This window comes from Moheibacter sp., from assembly GCF_049672845.1.
In the GTDB taxonomy this organism is placed as follows: domain Bacteria; phylum Bacteroidota; class Bacteroidia; order Flavobacteriales; family Weeksellaceae; genus Moheibacter.
The window spans coordinates 136781-154046 of the sequence record NZ_JBATWT010000007.1 but is presented as its reverse complement, the minus strand read 5'-3'; the positions used below and the strand labels follow the sequence as shown (position 1 = coordinate 154046).

The window sequence follows — 17266 nt, the reverse complement described above, 5'->3', positions numbered from 1 at the left end:
TCCAAAATTCTTTCGTAATTTGCATGTAAGTTGTTCATTGTAAATGTTTTGTGGTTAAAACAATTTACTGATTTTCAATCAGATGAACAACTTTTTTTTTATTAATTCATAATGCACAACGGGTTTTTTCTAATTAATTTCAGAATAAACTTCATTCTGAATTAATTTTTCTTGCGTGAAGATTAAGGATATTTTACAATTTCCTTAACAGCACCCCTTTGTATTTTTCCTTTATTTTGCTTTGCACATATGGAAAAATAATAGAGAATTTACGAATGGGGAACAAAAAGTTTAAATACAACGCAGAAACCACCTCCTTTAAACCTGTTAGAAAACAACGAATCCGCAAAATCAGAAACCTAGCTGCATTTTTAATAGTGACAGCATTTTTTGGTATTATTTCGGGCTTCATTTTCAGCAAAAAAGTAAACTCGCCTGAAGAAAATACGCTGGCTGCCGAATTGCAGGAAATGAAAATTCAGTATGAATTGTTAAATAAAAAAGTGAAACAGTCACAGGAAGTCTTAGGACAAATCGAAAACCGTGACAATAATATTTACCGTAGTTATTTTGAATTGGAACCTATTTCCGACGATGTCCGCAAAGCTGGATTCGGTGGGGTCAACCGCTATTCAAAATTCACAGACTGGAAATACGGAGATATGGTTTCAGAAGTAGCAAAAAACATTGACATTCTCAATAAGCAGATGGTAATCCAGTCCAAATCTTTGGATGAAATTATCATCAGTGCAAAAGAAAAAGACAAAATGCTTTCGCACCTGCCGGCCATTCAACCGGTTGCCAATAAAGATTTGACGCGTCTTGCCTCAGGATACGGAATGCGTATGCACCCGATTCTGAAAATCAGTAAAATGCATGCCGGAACCGACTTTGCCGCGCATACCGGAACACCTATTTATGCCACCGGAGACGGAACCGTGAAACTATCGGGAAGAGAAGGCGGATACGGAAATGTAGTGGTGATTAACCACGGTTATGGCTACGAAACGCTCTATGCACACATGAGCAAAGTCAAAGCAAAACGTGGTCAGAAAGTGAAAAGAGGCGATATCATCGGTTATGTTGGAAGCACCGGACTTTCCACAGGACCGCATCTGCACTACGAAATCCATAAAGATGGCAAGCCGATTGACCCGGTTTCTTATTTTTATCAGGATGTAAGTCCCGACGAATTCAAAATTCTGCTTGACAAATCTCAGCAAATGTCTGTATCTTTGGACTAAATGCAAATTGAATTACCAGATAAATTGTATTACAGTATTGGGGAAGTCGCCAAAGCTTTTGGCGTAAATGCTTCCCTTATTCGTTTCTGGGAAAAAGAATTTGACATCATTTCGCCTAAGAAAAATAAAAAAGGAAACCGATTCTTCACCCCCGAAGACATCAAAAACCTCAAACTCATTTATCACCTCGTAAAAGAAAGAGGCTATACGCTTGAAGGCGCCAAAGTCGCACTGCAGGAACAAGGGAACATCAAAGAAGAAGTGGAGCTCATCGCACGTATGGAATACATCCGTTCCGAACTCATCAAACTGAAAGAAAGTTTCGATTTAACCGAAGAATAAAATCCATCCACACTCAAATCAACCCCGATTTTTAATCTGAATATTATAAACGATATTTCTGGCGGTGCTTCTCGGAACAATCCTCGGCAGAAATGCCAGAAACTTACAGGAAACTGAAGGAAGACATACAATCTTTCCACGACGCATTTTCCGGATTCCATAATAAGCAACCTGACGCGGACAGCTGTTCATTGATTTGATCTTTGCCTCCTTATTGGCCGAAACATTTTGTCGGAAATTTGTGTTCACCACACCCGGACAAAGCACACTAATGCGAACTTTTGAGCCTTTGTTTTCTCTTGCAATGGCTTCTGTGAAAGAAATCAGGAAAGCTTTTGTCGAATAATAAACCGACATCAAAGGTCCCGGCTGAAAACCTGCCAAAGAAGAAATATTGAGGATTTCTCCTTCATTTCGCTCCAGCATTCCTTTCAGAAATAATTTGGTAAGCGAAATCGGCGTCAGAACGTGAACGCCTGCCATATTGAGTTCAGCTTTGAGATCGGTTTCAGAAAAATTTCCGAAAATTCCAAAACCTGCATTATTGATCAGTCCAAAAACAATGAAATTCTGCGCAACTGTATAATCATAAATTTCTTGAGATGAACTGGACAAAGAAAGATCTTTTACCAACGTCTGAACATCAGTTTGCGTATGTTCTTTCAGTTGCTGAGCTGTTTCGTGAAGGAGGTTTTCGTTGATGTCCACCAAAATAAGTGAATAGCCTTCTTCAGCGTAAAGTTTGGCGAATTCCTTTCCCAATCCTGAAGCCGCTCCGGTGATGATGACGTATTTATCCTTTTTGATAATGATAATTTTGGGTCTAAATATAGAAATTTTCTGAAAATCAACATTAGAAATTAAGAAAGCCGCAGCAGACAATTATTTAAGCTAAATGCTTTTTTAAATCGACATTGTTTATAAAATCCCCTTCTTTCTTCCTTCCAAAATTCTTAACTTTCAAACTTTATTCAGAAAAAACATTTAGCAGCGTATGTACCTCATTTACGATACCGAAACAACCGGATTACCCAAAGATTTCAGCGCACCACCAACCGATACCGACAACTGGCCGAGGATGGTTCAGATTGCTTGGCAATTACACGATAAAACCGGGAAATTACTTGAAAATAAATCCTATATCGTTTATCCGGACGGATACGACATTCCCTTTAATGCAGTTCAAATTCACGGAATTACCACCGAAAAAGCCCAGAAAGAAGGACTTCCTCTCCAAGAGGTTTTGGGCAAATTCCGGGAAGCACTGAAAAAAACCGAAATCCTTGGCGGACATAACTTGAGTTTCGACCAAGGTGTAGTGGGTGCGGAATTTGTACGAATGGGTCTTGATTACAAAGAAATCGACCTTCCGATCGTGGATACCATGGAACTTTCCACCGATTTCTGTCAACTGCCGGGTGGACGAGGTGGCAGATTTAAATCACCCAAATTAGGTGAACTTCATGAGGTTTTGTTTGGAAATACATTTGATGAGGCTCACAATGCCGCGGCTGACGTAAATGCGACGGCAAGATGTTTTATGGAACTGCTTCGGATTGGTGTTTTTACCCACGAACAAGTGAAATTATCGGTGGAAGAATACGCAGCATTCCGTGATTTATATACCGGCCCGATTCAGCCTTTCGAAATTGTTATAGAGTCTCAGGTAAAGGATTATCAGGACTCCCAAGTTCATAATGTGAAATTAAACGAAAAGGCAAAGTCCACGACCGATGCGCCTTATTTTCATTTTCACAACCATACCTCTTTTTCGATTTTGTCGGCCACAACTTCGGTTGAAGCACTTATTCAGAAAGCAATCGAGGAGAATATGCCGGCGGTGGGGATGACCGATATGGGAAATCTCATGGGTGCTTTTAAATTTACAAGTGCCGCCAAACGAATGAATGCCGGACGTGAAAATCCGATCATCCCGATCATCGGATGCGAAGTTTACGTTTCGGAAAATTATACCCAAACCAAATTTACAAAAGACAATCCCGACCGAAGGTTTACACAACTCCTGATTGCGAAAAACAAGGAAGGATTTAAAAACTTATCCAAAATCTCTTCCACCGGATTTATTGAAGGCTATTATGCCGGTTATCCGCGTGTGGGGAAGGAAGTCATTGAAAAACATAAAGAAAATCTGATGGCTACGACCGGTAGTTTATCGGGTGAAATTCCCAACCTCATTCTGAATGTAGGTGAAATGCAGGCGGAAGAAGCTTTTGTTTATTGGCACAACCTTTTTGGCGATGATTTTTATGTCGAATTAATTCGTCACGGATTACAAGAAGAAGAACACGTCAATCAAGTTTTACTTCGGTTTGCCGAGAAATATGGGGTTAAAACTTTGGCTCAGAACAATACATTTTACATCCATCAAAACGATGCGGAATCCCATGATATTTTGCTTTGCGTTCGCGATGGCGAGAAAAAGGATACACCGATCGGGCGTGGACGTGGAACGAGATTTGGTTTTCCCAACGATGAATTTTATTTCAAATCCCAGGAACAAATGCGTTCCCTTTTTCACGATGTCCCGGAAGCCATTGAAAACCTCTCTGAATTTTTAAGTAAAATTGAGCCTTATGATCTGGCGAGTGATGTTTTACTTCCCAAATTTAATATTCCCGAAGAATTCCGTCATCCCGAAGATGAATTGGACAATGGAACCCGTGGGGAAATGGCGTATTTGCGCCATATTACATACGAAGGCGCCAAAAAACGATACGATGAAATCACTCCGGAAATCAAAGAGCGATTGGATTTTGAACTCGATACCATCGAAATGACGGGTTATCCCGGCTATTTCTTAATCGTTCAGGACTTTACTTCACAAGCTCGAAAAATGGGTGTTTCGGTGGGGCCGGGTCGAGGTTCGGCAGCGGGCTCGGCAGTGGCTTATTGCACCGGAATTACCAATGTCGATCCGATTAAGTACAACCTCCTTTTTGAGCGTTTCCTCAATCCGGATCGGGTTTCATTGCCCGATATCGATATTGATTTCGATGACCGCGGACGCGATAAAATCATTCAGTGGGTGGTAGATAAATACGGAAAAAATCAAGTGGCTCAGATCATCACCTATGGAACGATGGCAGGGAAATCGGCAATTCGCGATACGGGAAGAGTGTTGGATTTACCACTTCCAGACACCGATCGGATTGCGAAGAAAACCCATATTAAACTCAATAAACTGTTCAAAATGGATGAAAAGGCTTTGAAATCTTCCTTGGGAGGAGATGAATTTGCCGATGCCATGGAATTGAAAAAAATTGCAGAACAAAATACACTCGAAGGAAAAACTTTACAGCAAGCTACAGTGATTGAAGGTTCCCTTCGAAACACTGGAATTCATGCTTGTGGAGTAATCATTACGCCAAAGGACATTCGTGAATTGGTGCCGGTTGCGGTGGCAAAAGATGCGGAATTATTGGTGACCCAATTTGATAACTCGGTGGTGGAAAACGCCGGATTATTGAAAATGGACTTTTTGGGATTGCGGACTTTGACTATTATCAAAGATGCGATTGATTTGATTGAAAAAAATCATGGAATCCGAATTGATCCCGATGAAATTCCATTGGACGATAAAAAAACCTACGAACTTTTTCAACGAGCCGAAACCGTGGCGATATTCCAATATGAATCGCCCGGGATGCAGAAACATATGCGTGCACTAAAACCGGATAAGTTCGATGATTTGATTGCGATGAACGCCCTTTATCGACCCGGGCCTTTGCAGTATATCCCGAGTTTCATTAAGCGAAAACATGGACAGGAAGAAATTGTTTATGACCTTCCCGAAATGGAAGAACACTTAGCGGAAACCTATGGGATTACGGTTTATCAGGAGCAGGTGATGCTTTTGTCGCAAAAACTGGCGAATTTCACCAAAGGTGATGCCGACGTACTTCGAAAGGCGATGGGTAAAAAGCAACGTGACGTTCTCGATAAAATGAAACCGAAATTCTTGGAAGGAGGAGAAGCAAACAATCACCCGAAGAAAGTTTTGGAAAAAATCTGGAACGACTGGGAAGCCTTTGCGGAATATGCTTTCAACAAATCGCACTCAACTTGTTATGCGCTGATCGGCTACCATACGGGGTATTTGAAAGCCAATTATCCGGCCGAATTCATGGCGGCGGTTTTGAGTAATAATATGGGCAACATCAAGCAGGTAACTTTCTTTATGGAAGAATGTCGTTCGAAAGGAATTCCTGTTTTGGGACCCGATGTGAATGAAAGTTCGTATTCCTTTTCGGTAAACGAATCCGGGGCGATCCGTTTTGGGATGGGTGCTGTAAAAGGAGTGGGGAGCGGAGCCGTGGAGTGCATCTTAAAAGAGCGGGAGGAAAACGGAAAATACGAATCGATTTTTGATTTTGTTCAAAGAGTTGATTTGCGCCAAGCTAACAAAAAAACGATTGAAAATCTTGCTTTGGCAGGTGCTTTTGATGCTTTTGAAATTCATAGAGCTCAATTCTTTTACGAAGAAGACGGAAGTTCAAATTTGGAGAAATTGATCCGATACGGAGCCTCGTTTCAGGATTCGAAAAACAGCGCACAGGCTTCTTTGTTTGGAGATTTAGCCGATGAAATTGAAGTAATGCGACCGCATCTTCCGACTTGTCAACCTTGGAACTCAATTCAGCAGTTGAATCGCGAGAAAGAAGTGGTGGGGATTTATATTTCTTCGCATCCGCTCGATGATTATTTGGATGAATTGAATTTTTATCAGAATGCGACTTTGAAACAATTAAAAGAAAACGAAGATAAATTAATCGGTCGTGAGCTTTCGGTGGCGGGAATTATAACAGATGCACAGCACCGGATTTCGAGTAAAGACGGAAGAGAATTCGGGATTTTTACCTTGGAAGATTATGAAGACCAATATGAATTCCGGTTGTTTGGAGAGGATTACCTGAAGTTCAAACATTTTTTGCAGGCCAATATGATGGTAGCCGCAAAGGTTTCGGTTACAGAACGGATTTTTAAAGATAAGGAAGGAAACCCAACCGGACGAAGGGTGTATGTGAATATCAATCGGATGCAGTTGTTGAGTGAAATATTGGAAGGTCAGGCCAAACGGGTTGTGGTGACGGTAAATGTTTCAGATTTGACTCAGGATCTTTATAATTCGATGAAAGAAATTTTCGAAAAGCACAAGGGCGATAAAAATCTTTTGTTTGTGATGAATGATCTGGAAAGCAAAACCCAGTTGAAAATGCCGGCACATCATGCAAAAGTGGAAATCAACAAAGAATTGCTGAAAGAGTTAAGGGAAATTCCGAGTTTGAAAGTGGGATTGAATTAAAAAAAAGGATTGCGGCAGGGATTGCAGTGGAAATCCTTTTTTATGGTCGCGTTGGCTGAGGCTCTGGAAGCCACCGTGGCTCAGAAAAAAGATTGCAACATAAAGCCCGGTCCATTGTGGAAAGGTTTTTGTTGAGGTAGTCAGGGTGAATCACAATGGGAGCCGCCCCAAAAAGAAAAATTAAAAGTGAATTTGTGAATCTATAATCAAATTGATTTTTCCTATGAAATTAAACTTTGATTTATATAAATTTACGCTACTTTTGAATGTTTAATTAATTTAAAAATACTGAAAATGGCACTTGAAGTAACAGATACATCGTTTGCAAAAGACGTTTTGGAGTCAGGAAAACCGGCAATGGTTGATTTTTGGGCGACTTGGTGTGGTCCTTGTAGAATGGTCGGCCCGACTGTAGAAGAGTTGGCAAAAGAATATGAAGGACAAGCTGTGGTGGCAAAAGTGGATGTGGACAACAACCAGCAAATCGCGGCGGAATACGGAATCCGAAACATTCCGACTATTTTATTTTTCAAAGACGGACAAGTTGTGGACAAAGTGGTGGGCGTAGTTCCCAAAGCACAGCTTGAGCAAAAACTGAAAGCGATTATGAATTAAATAATTCATCAGAAAAAATTAGAAATCCGGTCATGAAAATGGCCGGATTTTTTGCTTTATAAATCGCGGAAAACAGCTGTGACCAGACCGAGCACTCTTAGATTGTCATTTTCAGTAATAGGAATGCTTTGGAACTTTTGATTGTCGGGTATCAGTTTTTTGTTTTTCAAATCAAGTCTTTTGACAGTAAATGCTGCATTGTTGAGCGAAACAATGGCGATTTTGTGGTGAACGGCATCCAAGTCGGTTCTCACAACGAGAATGTCGCCTTCGAGCAGAGTGGGAAACATTGAACTCCCTTTTACCCGAACTAGAAAAGTGGAATCGGGATGGGACAAATAACGTTCGTCAAGACTTAATTTCTGTTCGACGAAATCTTCTGCCGGCGAGGGAAATCCGGCTTGAATTTCTTCGCCAAAAAAGCTGACATAGTTCTTTTCTTCATTGATTTTTAATGAGATATATTCCAGTTCTTCATCCAGTGGCGGTCTAATTCTCTTGTTCATCATTCAACTTCTAAAAGTTCATCCCAATTGGTTAAATATCGTTTTGAGAGTTTTTCCTGTTTCATTTTCCAAGTTCTTTGCAGGTCCTGGGAAGCGAGTTTTACCTTTTTGTGTCCGAGTCTTTTGTTGAGGCTGTCCATCACAGACATTAATTGTTTGTGTTTGGAGCTTTCATTTTGGAAGAGATTCAGTTGCATGTATTTATCGGGCTGTAAATCGAGCATGATAACGCCTGCTTTTTTGTAAAGGTATTCTTTTTTGAAAATTTGTTTAAGTCCTTGTGTTGCGTATTTAGAGAGGACGATGTCGGAATTGCTCGGAAAGGGAAGCTGAACCACGATGCTGTTGGAGTATTGTCCCTGATCTTTACGATGCCGGTTTGTTTTGACAAAAACCAGAAGTGCATTTGCGGCCAGATGATGTTTGCGCATTTTTTCTCCGCAGGAGGAAGAAAAAGTGGAAATCCGTTCTTTTATATCGTTGAATTCGCCGATGTTGCGTTCAAAGGTTCGTGTGGTAGCAATACTTTTTCGGGGGATTACTTCTTCGAAATCTAGACAGGCTTCGCCGCATAGTTCTTTTTTGAGCCGCAGTAAGACAACCGAAAATTCTTTTCTGATGTAAGAGTCCGAAAGTTGGGTAAAATCATAAGCAGTCCGGATGTTGCGGGCTTTTAGTTTTTGGGAAATCTGTCGGCCTATTCCCCAGACATCCTCGATTTTTAGCCATTTGAGCGCCTTGATTCTTTTTTCTTCTGAATCGATGACATATACACCTTGTGTTTGATTTACGAATTTTTTAGCGATGAGATTGGCGGCTTTGCTAAGGGTTTTGGTAGGAGCAAATCCCACGCAAGTAGGAATAGAGGTGTATTTTAATATTTTTTCCCGGATTTGAATTCCTTTGGATTGAAAATCAAATTTTTCCCGGTCTTTGAACCACAGGAAGGATTCGTCTATGGAATAAAATTCTACTTCAGGAGTAAATCCCATCAGGATATTCATCACTCGGTTGCTCATATTGCCATAAAGTGCATAATTAGAAGAAAAGACCTCAATTTTTTTTTGCTGAAATATTTCTTCAAACTGAAAGGCGGGTGCGCCCATTGGAATCCAAACTTTGGCTTCATTGCTGCGCGAAACTACACAGCCGTCGTTGTTGGACAGTACCACAACGGGTTCTCCTTCGAGTTCCGGATTGAAAATCCGCTCACAGGACACATAAAAATTATTACAATCTACCAACCCGAACATCAGGCAAATTTACGAGTGATTTACGTCAAAGTATGACATTGTTGACAAAAAATCATTCATCATTATTTTTTCATTTAACAAATTTTTTAACATGATATTTGTTTGGTGTTAGTGAAAATTTAACTTAATTTAGTCCGAGTTTATTAAAATTTATTTATTATGAAAAACTTTTTACTATGTTTTATTCTTTTGGTTGGCTCCGTCTTCGGATTCGGACAGATACTGGAAGAGGGATTCGATGATATTGAGAATCTGCCAGGTTGGACGATGACCAACCAAAGTACGACCATTGGGACTACCAACTGGTTTCAGGGTAACATTACGGTTTTTAATTCTCATAGCGGAGACCCTGCATCTTACATTGGAGCTAATTTTAACAACACAACAGGAGGGACAGGGACAATCAGTAACTGGTTGATCACACCCACCCTGAATCTGAAAGATGGGGACACACTGACTTTCTGGACCAGAACGTCTGAGGGTTCTATTTGGGATGATCGTTTAGAAGTTCGTTCAAGTGTAGGAGCTATGACCGTTCCCTCGGGAGGGCCGACGGATGTAGGTTCTTTTACTACAGTTAATCTGATTATTAATGATGATTATTCACTAAGCTATCCGGAAGTTTGGACAGAGTTTGAGGTAGTTGTTTCCGGAGTTGGGAGCACACCTGTTGCAATGAATTTTGCATTTCGTTACAATGTGATTTTGGCAGGTCCTTCAGGGACTTATTCTAATTATATAGGAATTGATACTGTTTCCGTTGTAGAAGGCGATGGTGGTGGTGGCGGTGACACAGATTGTGAAACAACTCCGGGCATCATAATCAATGATGACGGAACGGTAGAAAATGGAGGAAGCGGAAACCCGGCTACTGTGACAGAGGTAATATTTGTTGATAAATTTACACCTTCGTCATATCCGGCAACGATAGAAAGTGTTTGTGCGGCATTTGTGACTTTGACCGGAGGTACACCAAATATGTCTTATGATATTGTGGTGTATGATGATGATGGCGCAGCCGGCGTACCAGGTACTTTACTTGGTGAAATGAATGGTTTGACGGCTAATGATATTCCTGTGTTTACAGCTGGTGCTGCACCCGTATGGCAAACAGCCAGTACAGCTTCAGAAAACTGGGAAGTTACAGAGGGAAGTGTATATATAGGTGTGAGATTTATACCTTCTACGCCAAATCACTTTATGGCAATGGATCAGACAACCTCGACGCCACAGGGTCAGGGTTACTGGTGGAATGACAGTGATGGAATCTGGCAAACAATTACTTCCGGATGGCCTACTTACCGCTCATTGTTTGTTCGTCCTGTATTGGCCTCAGATGGAGGACCTGGAGGAGATGAATGTGAGTGGACCGTTCACGTATGGGAAGATTACTTCGGAGATGAGGTTTCATGGGAGTTAAGAGCTTCTGACGGAACTATACTGTTGTCTGGTGGAGGTTACGGTAACGGATATGATGATACGCAAACTGTAACAGCAGCCGGCCCTCTTGAATTCTACATTGAGGCTTTAGGTTTATTTGGAGACAACGAGCCTAGTTATGAAGTTTCAAATGGAACAGAAGTCCTTGTTTCCGGACAGATTCTGTCTACCGGCTCGGGCGAAGCCACTTACTCTGACCTTAATTGTGCAGATGTCGGCGAACCTGAAGAAGGATGCTTCGTCACTGGAACATTTGATCAATGGCCTTCTACAACTTACGTACCTGCATGTATGGGTGTAGAAGAACCTATTACAACAGCCGGATGGGCAGGAGAGTTCTCCAAAGTTCAGGTAACTGCCGGAGTTGAATACATCTTCTCAAGCTCTGTGGCAACTGACTATATTACAATTGCTGATGAAGATGAAGAAATAGCGTTTGCAACTGGAACAGGAACTGTTACATGGACTTCGCCGGTTGATCAGGTTATTCGCTTCTATACACATACAGATGAGGATTGTGGAATTGAATCAGTATCCAGAGCCAGAGCCGTTCAATGCGGCGAGCCGTTTATAGTGGAAGAGCCTGATTATCCATGCTTCCAGGGAGACGGATTGGCCAGCAATGGATTCGAAAACGGATACAACGTAATTGACGGATCTGATTACAGAAACGCAGACGACTTTATCGTAGACGGCTCATTTACAGTTCAATACATCCGTATGAACTTCTTCATGAACCCTGGTGCTACAGTTTCATCTGCAACATTTAATATCCGTGGTGATGAAGGTGGAGCTCCTAGTGAAGACGACATTGTGGAAACGTTTACACTTACTCCGATTTCTCATCAGGTATTAGGTTCTAACTTCGGCTACAATATCTCTCAGGTAGAATTTGTATTAACGGACGAAATTGAACTTGGAGCCGGAACTTATTGGTTGCAGCCATTGGTAACTGCTTCAGATGCAGGAGCTGTTTTCTGGGAAGTTTCTTCTACGGGAACATTGGGCAACCCGATTCATACAAGTGAGTTTAACGGGCCTTGGACTGTAGACCCTGAAGGAACGCAAGCTGTGTTCTTCATTGCAGGGGAATGTGGAGAAACTTCTACTGAATGTTCTCAGGAATTCACAAGTGATGATGTTACAAATGGCGTAGGGTTCATCAATGACGGAGCTAATCATCTGATTGCTGCGAATGATGTAGTGGTTGCGGCCGATACAAGCTTCAATGTAGAAAGAATCACACTTGATGTGGTATCACTTGGTGGAGAGCCAACGGTGTTTGATGTTTCATTCTACGAAGATGACGCAGGAGTATCAACTCAGATTGGGGCTACACAAACCGGTGTTACACCAACGTCAATCACACCGAACGGTACTTTTGGTTCCGCAGGATATCCGGTTTACACCGTTGTGATAGATTTACCAACACAGCAGTTACTGCAGGCTCCGGGAGCCGATACCCGTTTCTGGATCGGAATTTCCGGTGCTCCTTCTGTGGATGCTCAATTCGTGTACTGGATTTCTTATGACTATACAGCTACTACCGACAGTGAGCCTACATGGCAGTCACAGGATGGAGGCGCTACATGGAGTATGTTTGTTTCCGGTTCGGGAGCTAATGCGGAAGGCGTGATGCTTGTTGAAGGAACCTGTGATACTTTGGGCGTAAGCGATATGACTTCGTTTGACTTCGCTTACTATCCAAACCCTGTCAAAGATGTATTGAACATTACATCTCAGAAAGCAGTTCAGAACGTATCTGTTTACAACCTTGCAGGTCAGCAGGTGTTGGCTTCAGCCAAAGTAGTAAACGGACAAATCAACGTTTCAGGATTGTCTTCAGGAGTGTATGTGTTCAGAGTTACATTGGAAGGTGGAAAAGTTGAAACATTCAAAATTATTAAGAAGTAATAATTACTGAATCAGTATAACCAAGCCTCCCGGATTTCCGGGAGGCTTTTTGTTTTAAATTGTCTTTGTTGGATAATTTAACTAAACAATTCATCTGAAATATGAATTGTAACCTTGATAAAAAGGCTTCTTCCCCAGATTAAGCAATAAGAAATTCTAATTATATAGCACAAACAATCAGGATGGAGCGGAGATAAATCTTGTGTGATGGCTGACAAAAGAGCTTAATCATGGCACAAAAAAACCGCCCTTTTGCAAGAGCGGTTTTAATATTTAAGATATAATTTCAGAATTAGTTTCCTCCTTCTTCCATTTTCTTTTTCAATTCAGCTAAACCGTCGATGTCACCCAAAGTCGCTGTTTCAGTCGTTTGGCTTTCCATCGCTTTTTTCGCTGCTTTTTCCTCCTCTTCACGGAAAGTTGCAGTGTGAGAAACAACCACACGACGGAATTCTTTGTTGAATTCAATCACAGTAAATGCTAACTCATCACCTTTCTTCACACGTGAACCATCTTCTTTTTCCAAAGTTCTGGATGGGGCAAAAGCCTCAACATCAGCGTCTTCAAACTGGATAGTCGCACCTTTGTCAAATACGTCAACTGCAGTTCCGGTGTGTTTTGTTCCTACACCATATTTAGTTTCGTATTTGTCCCAAGGATTTTCAGTCAATTGTTTGTGGCCTAAGCTCAAACGTCTTGCATCCACATCCAATTCAAGAACTACAACGTCCAAAATGTCATCTACATTTGTAAATTCAGATGGATGTTTGATTTTTTTCGTCCAAGAAAGATCAGAAATATAAATCAATCCATCAACACCTTCTTCCAATTCTACAAACACACCGAAGTTCGTGAAGTTTCTCACTTTTCCTTTGTGTTCAGAACCTACAGGGTACTTAGTTGTGATGTCAGTCCAAGGATCTGGCGTCAATTGTTTGATACCCAATGACATTTTTCTTTCGTCACGGTCAAGTGTAAGCACAACTGCTTCTACTTCGTCCCCAACTTTTACGAAATCCTGAGCGGAACGTAAATGAGTGGACCATGACATTTCCGAAACGTGGATAAGACCTTCTACACCTGGCGCAACTTCAACAAATGCACCGTAGTCAGCCAATACAACCACTTTTCCTTTTACTTTATCACCAACAGCTAAGCTCTGATCCAAAGCTTCCCAAGGGTGTTTTTCCAATTGTTTGATACCCAACTGGATTCTTGTTTTGTCTTCGTCGAAATCCAAAATAACCACATTGATTTTCTGTCCGTCCTCCAAAATTTCAGATGGGTGGTTGATTCTTGACCAAGAAAGGTCTGTGATATGGATCAATCCGTCAACACCACCTAAATCTACGAACACACCGTAAGAAGTGATGTTTTTAACTTCACCTTCCAGTACTTGTCCTTTTTCAAGTTGTGCAACGATTTCTTTTTTCTGTTCTTCGATATCCGCTTCGATAAGCGCTTTGTGAGAAACCACAACGTTTTTGAACTCAGGGTTGATTTTAACCACTTTGAATTCCATTGTTTTCCCAACATATTGTTCGTAATCGCGAATTGGTTTCACGTCGATTTGAGATCCAGGCAAGAAAGCTTCGATTCCGAAAACGTCCACAATCATACCACCTTTTGTACGTGCTTTGATGTATCCGTTTACGATTTCCTGCTCGTCATGCGCTTTGTTTACTGCGTCCCAAGCGTTCAGCGTTCTGGCTTTTCTGTGTGAAAGAACCAATTGTCCGTGTTTGTCTTCACGTGTATCTACCATTACTTCCACCTCGTCACCCACGGCAAGATTTGGATTGTAACGGAATTCGTTCAATGAAATAACACCTTCTGACTTAAAGTTGATGTCAACGATTGCTTCTTTGTCGGTCAAGCGAACTACCTTTCCTTTGAAAACCACATTTTCGTCCAAATCGTCCAATGTCTCATCGTACATTTTCTCCAATTGGGCTTTTTCTTTACGGTCTTCTTCGTTCAATCCTGATTCGTAAGATTCCCAGTCAAAATTTTCGGGTGCAACGTTGGCGTTTGATGAAGCAGAAGCAGTATCTAAGTTCAATACTTGGTCTTCCAACTCCTCGTGTTTTGTCTCTTTAGACATAATTTTAAAAATTTGTATCCCAAAATCAATTCGAAATAAAGCGGAAAAAAGTTTCTGAGAGTAGTTAAACTTTTGTTTATCAAGACTTTGTTTCTACAATCCGCCAAAGTGGGTGCAAAAGTACAAAAAATATTTCAAAAACAATTTATAATGAGTTGAAAATCACATAGTATCCTGCGAGATAAACTGAGATTAGATTTTCGAAATATGAACTAACTTTACACAATGAATGAAAATCTTAGTTTCCGTATAGCTACAGATGTCGATGTACCGGCCATCTGGAAAATTCTCCAACAATCCATAGAACGCCGCCGAAAAGACGGAAGCGATCAATGGCAGGACGGATATCCCAATCTTTCCACGGTCGAAAATGATGTGGAAAAACAACAGAATTATGTGCTTACCCAAAACGGGAAGCTCATTGCGACGGCCGCTGTCATTTTCAATTACGAACCGACTTATGATGAAATTGACGGAGAATGGCTGACAAACGGTGATTTTTATGTGGTGCATCGGGTAGGCGTTTCAGATGAAGTAGCCGGAAAAGGAATAGCAACCCAATTTTTTCTGATGATTGAGGAATTTGTCAAAGAAAAGGGTGTTTTCAGCATTAAAATCGATACGAATTTTGATAATCTGGCGATGCTTCGGATTTTGGAAAAATTAGATTATACCTATTGCGGCGAAATCTTGGTGAGAAATAGTCCGAGAAAGGCTTTTGAAAAGGTACTTAAATAATCACAGGCAGAAAAAACTTTGACAAAGTTCGGAACTTTGTCAAAGTTGAGTAAAAAATCCCTACTTTCATTTTCCGAAACCTTAATTACACACAATGTTTAAAAATTTATTCCGGAAAAAGTCCATTGAGAAACTCGTTCGGGAAAGTGAGGAAGACGTCAATCCGCTCAAAAAAGTCCTTTCGGTAAAGGATTTGACCTTTATGGGAATTGCGGCTGTTGTTGGAGCAGGAATTTTCTCCACCATCGGTTCGGCGGCTTACAATGGTGGACCGGGCGTTTCGCTCTTGTTTATCATCACAGCTGTAACCTGCGGATTTACAGCGCTTTGTTATGCCGAATTTGCCAGTAGAATTCCGGTTTCGGGAAGTGCTTATACTTATTCTTATGTGGCTTTCGGCGAAATCGCCGCTTGGATTATCGGTTGGGCTTTGATACTCGAATATTCCATCGGGAACATTGTCGTAGCCATTTCTTGGAGCAGTTATTTCAATAACTTATTGGTGCATCTTTTCAATATCCATCTCCCCGACTGGATGATCATCGACCCGATGACCGCCAAAAATGCCTTTGTAGAATCTACTGCCGCACTGGCCTCGGGAGCGGAATTGACCGCCAAACAAATTCAGAGTTATGAGTTTGCCATCAATGCTTACAACAGCGCACCGATGATTGGCGACACCAAAATATTTTTCAATCTCCCGGCTTTCATCATCGTGGCTTTGGTAACTTGGCTGGCTTATATCGGCATTAAAGAAAGTAAGAAATCGGCCAATTTCATGGTGTATTTCAAAGTTGCCGTGATTTTATTTGTGATTGTTGCCGGTGCTTTTTTTGTTGATACCAACAATTGGCGACCTTTTCTTCCCAATGGATTTGAAGGTGTTTTAAAAGGTGTTTCCGCGGTTTTTTATGCTTACATTGGTTTTGATGCGATTTCTACGATGGCGGAAGAAACCAAAAATCCGCAACGTGATATGCCGCGCGGAATGATTTATTCGCTACTGATTTGTACCGGATTGTATATTTTAATCGCTTTGACTTTGACCGGAATTGAACATTATTCTCATTTCCAAAACGTAACCGATCCGCTGGCATTTGTGTTTGAAGAACGTGCGCCTTGGATTGAAAAAATTATTTCCATCAGTGCAGTTGTCGCGACGACTTCGGTTTTATTGGTTTTCCAGATTGGACAACCGAGAATTTGGATGAGTATGAGCCGTGATGGTTTATTGCCTAAAAAATTCGGGCAAATTCATCCGAAATACCAGACTCCGGGATTTGCAACGATTGTAACGGGTGTCATCGTCGGAATCGGAGCTTTATTCATCGAAAGTGATTTGGTAACCGACTTGACGAGCATCGGGACTTTGTTTGCATTTATGTTGGTTTCGGGTGGGGTTTTGTTTTTACCGCCCAAACTCAAGGAAACTGGTAAGTTTCATTTGCCTTATATAAACGGAAAATGGATTGTTCCTGTTTTATACATTTTCTTTGTTTACGCTTTCCAAAACCGTACGATTGCGGCTTTTACCGAATTCAATTTAGAAAATACCGAAGAAGTTTTATTTATCGTTTTCCTGATTTTTGCTTTAATCGTAGCGATTATGACCTTCATCCGAAACTATTCGCTCATTCCGATTATGGGCGTTTTGATGTGTTCTTATATGATGGTTGAAATTCCGCTTGTGAGCTGGAAATGGTTTCTGGTTTGGATGGCGCTTGGGCTGACGGTTTATTTCCTTTATGGTTATAGAAATAGTAAATTGAGGAAGGAAGTTTAAGTCA

Annotated in this window: 11 protein-coding genes; 7 read left to right on the top strand and 4 right to left on the bottom strand. The window is 41.1% G+C overall.

The features are described 5' to 3' along the window. Positions 1–275 precede the first annotated feature (275 nt). Both WBF63_RS02850 and WBF63_RS02845 read left to right on the top strand, forming a co-directional pair. Positions 276–1244 carry a M23 family metallopeptidase gene (locus WBF63_RS02850; protein ID WP_424368183.1) on the top strand — a complete coding sequence of 323 codons (969 nt, stop codon included), beginning with the start codon at positions 276–278 and terminating at the stop codon, positions 1242–1244. Continuing rightward, a complete protein-coding gene (locus WBF63_RS02845) occupies positions 1245–1586 on the top strand; it encodes a MerR family transcriptional regulator (protein WP_424368182.1) in 342 nt (113 codons plus the stop codon). A gap of 18 nt (positions 1587–1604) precedes the next feature. Here WBF63_RS02845 and WBF63_RS02840 read toward each other — a convergent pair whose 3' ends face one another. Continuing rightward, the gene (locus tag WBF63_RS02840; protein WP_424368181.1) at positions 1605–2468 is read right to left on the bottom strand and encodes an SDR family NAD(P)-dependent oxidoreductase; all 864 of its coding nucleotides are present in this window, start codon (positions 2466–2468) and stop codon (positions 1605–1607) included. A 112-nt stretch (positions 2469–2580) separates the two neighbouring features. On the opposite strand from WBF63_RS02840, the gene dnaE reads away from it, so the two are divergent. Then, on the top strand, positions 2581–6909 hold the full coding sequence (gene dnaE / locus WBF63_RS02835) for a DNA polymerase III subunit alpha (protein ID WP_424368180.1): 4329 nt from the start codon (positions 2581–2583) through the stop codon (positions 6907–6909). A gap of 294 nt (positions 6910–7203) precedes the next feature. Then, complete coding sequence (trxA, locus tag WBF63_RS02830) at positions 7204–7524, top strand: thioredoxin (protein WP_424368179.1); 321 nt, start codon at positions 7204–7206, stop codon at positions 7522–7524. Positions 7525–7580: 56 nt separating this feature from the next. Here the strand turns inward: trxA and WBF63_RS02825 are convergent, their stop codons facing one another. Together WBF63_RS02825 and WBF63_RS02820 are read right to left on the bottom strand one after the other, a co-directional pair. After that, positions 7581–8033, bottom strand: coding sequence for a LexA family protein (locus WBF63_RS02825; RefSeq protein ID WP_424368178.1), 453 nt, complete (start codon positions 8031–8033; stop codon positions 7581–7583). Continuing rightward, positions 8030–9283 carry a Y-family DNA polymerase gene (locus tag WBF63_RS02820; protein ID WP_424368177.1) on the bottom strand — a complete coding sequence of 418 codons (1254 nt, stop codon included), beginning with the start codon at positions 9281–9283 and terminating at the stop codon, positions 8030–8032. The genes WBF63_RS02825 and WBF63_RS02820 overlap by 4 nt, the downstream gene beginning before the upstream one ends. Before the next feature lie 159 nt (positions 9284–9442). Between WBF63_RS02820 and WBF63_RS02815 the strand changes: the two genes are divergently transcribed. Beyond that, entirely contained in the window at positions 9443–12637 is a 3195-nt protein-coding gene (locus WBF63_RS02815; RefSeq protein WP_424368176.1) for a choice-of-anchor J domain-containing protein, read from the top strand. A 292-nt stretch (positions 12638–12929) separates the two neighbouring features. Here the strand turns inward: WBF63_RS02815 and rpsA are convergent, their stop codons facing one another. Beyond that, on the bottom strand, positions 12930–14741 hold the full coding sequence (rpsA, locus tag WBF63_RS02810; RefSeq protein WP_424368175.1) for a 30S ribosomal protein S1: 1812 nt from the start codon (positions 14739–14741) through the stop codon (positions 12930–12932). Positions 14742–14966: 225 nt separating this feature from the next. On the opposite strand from rpsA, the gene WBF63_RS02805 reads away from it, so the two are divergent. Further along, complete coding sequence (locus WBF63_RS02805; RefSeq protein WP_424368174.1) at positions 14967–15479, top strand: N-acetyltransferase family protein; 513 nt, start codon at positions 14967–14969, stop codon at positions 15477–15479. 94 nt (positions 15480–15573) lie between these two features. Next, on the top strand, positions 15574–17262 hold the full coding sequence (locus WBF63_RS02800; RefSeq protein ID WP_424368173.1) for an amino acid permease: 1689 nt from the start codon (positions 15574–15576) through the stop codon (positions 17260–17262). Positions 17263–17266: the final 4 nt, after the last annotated feature.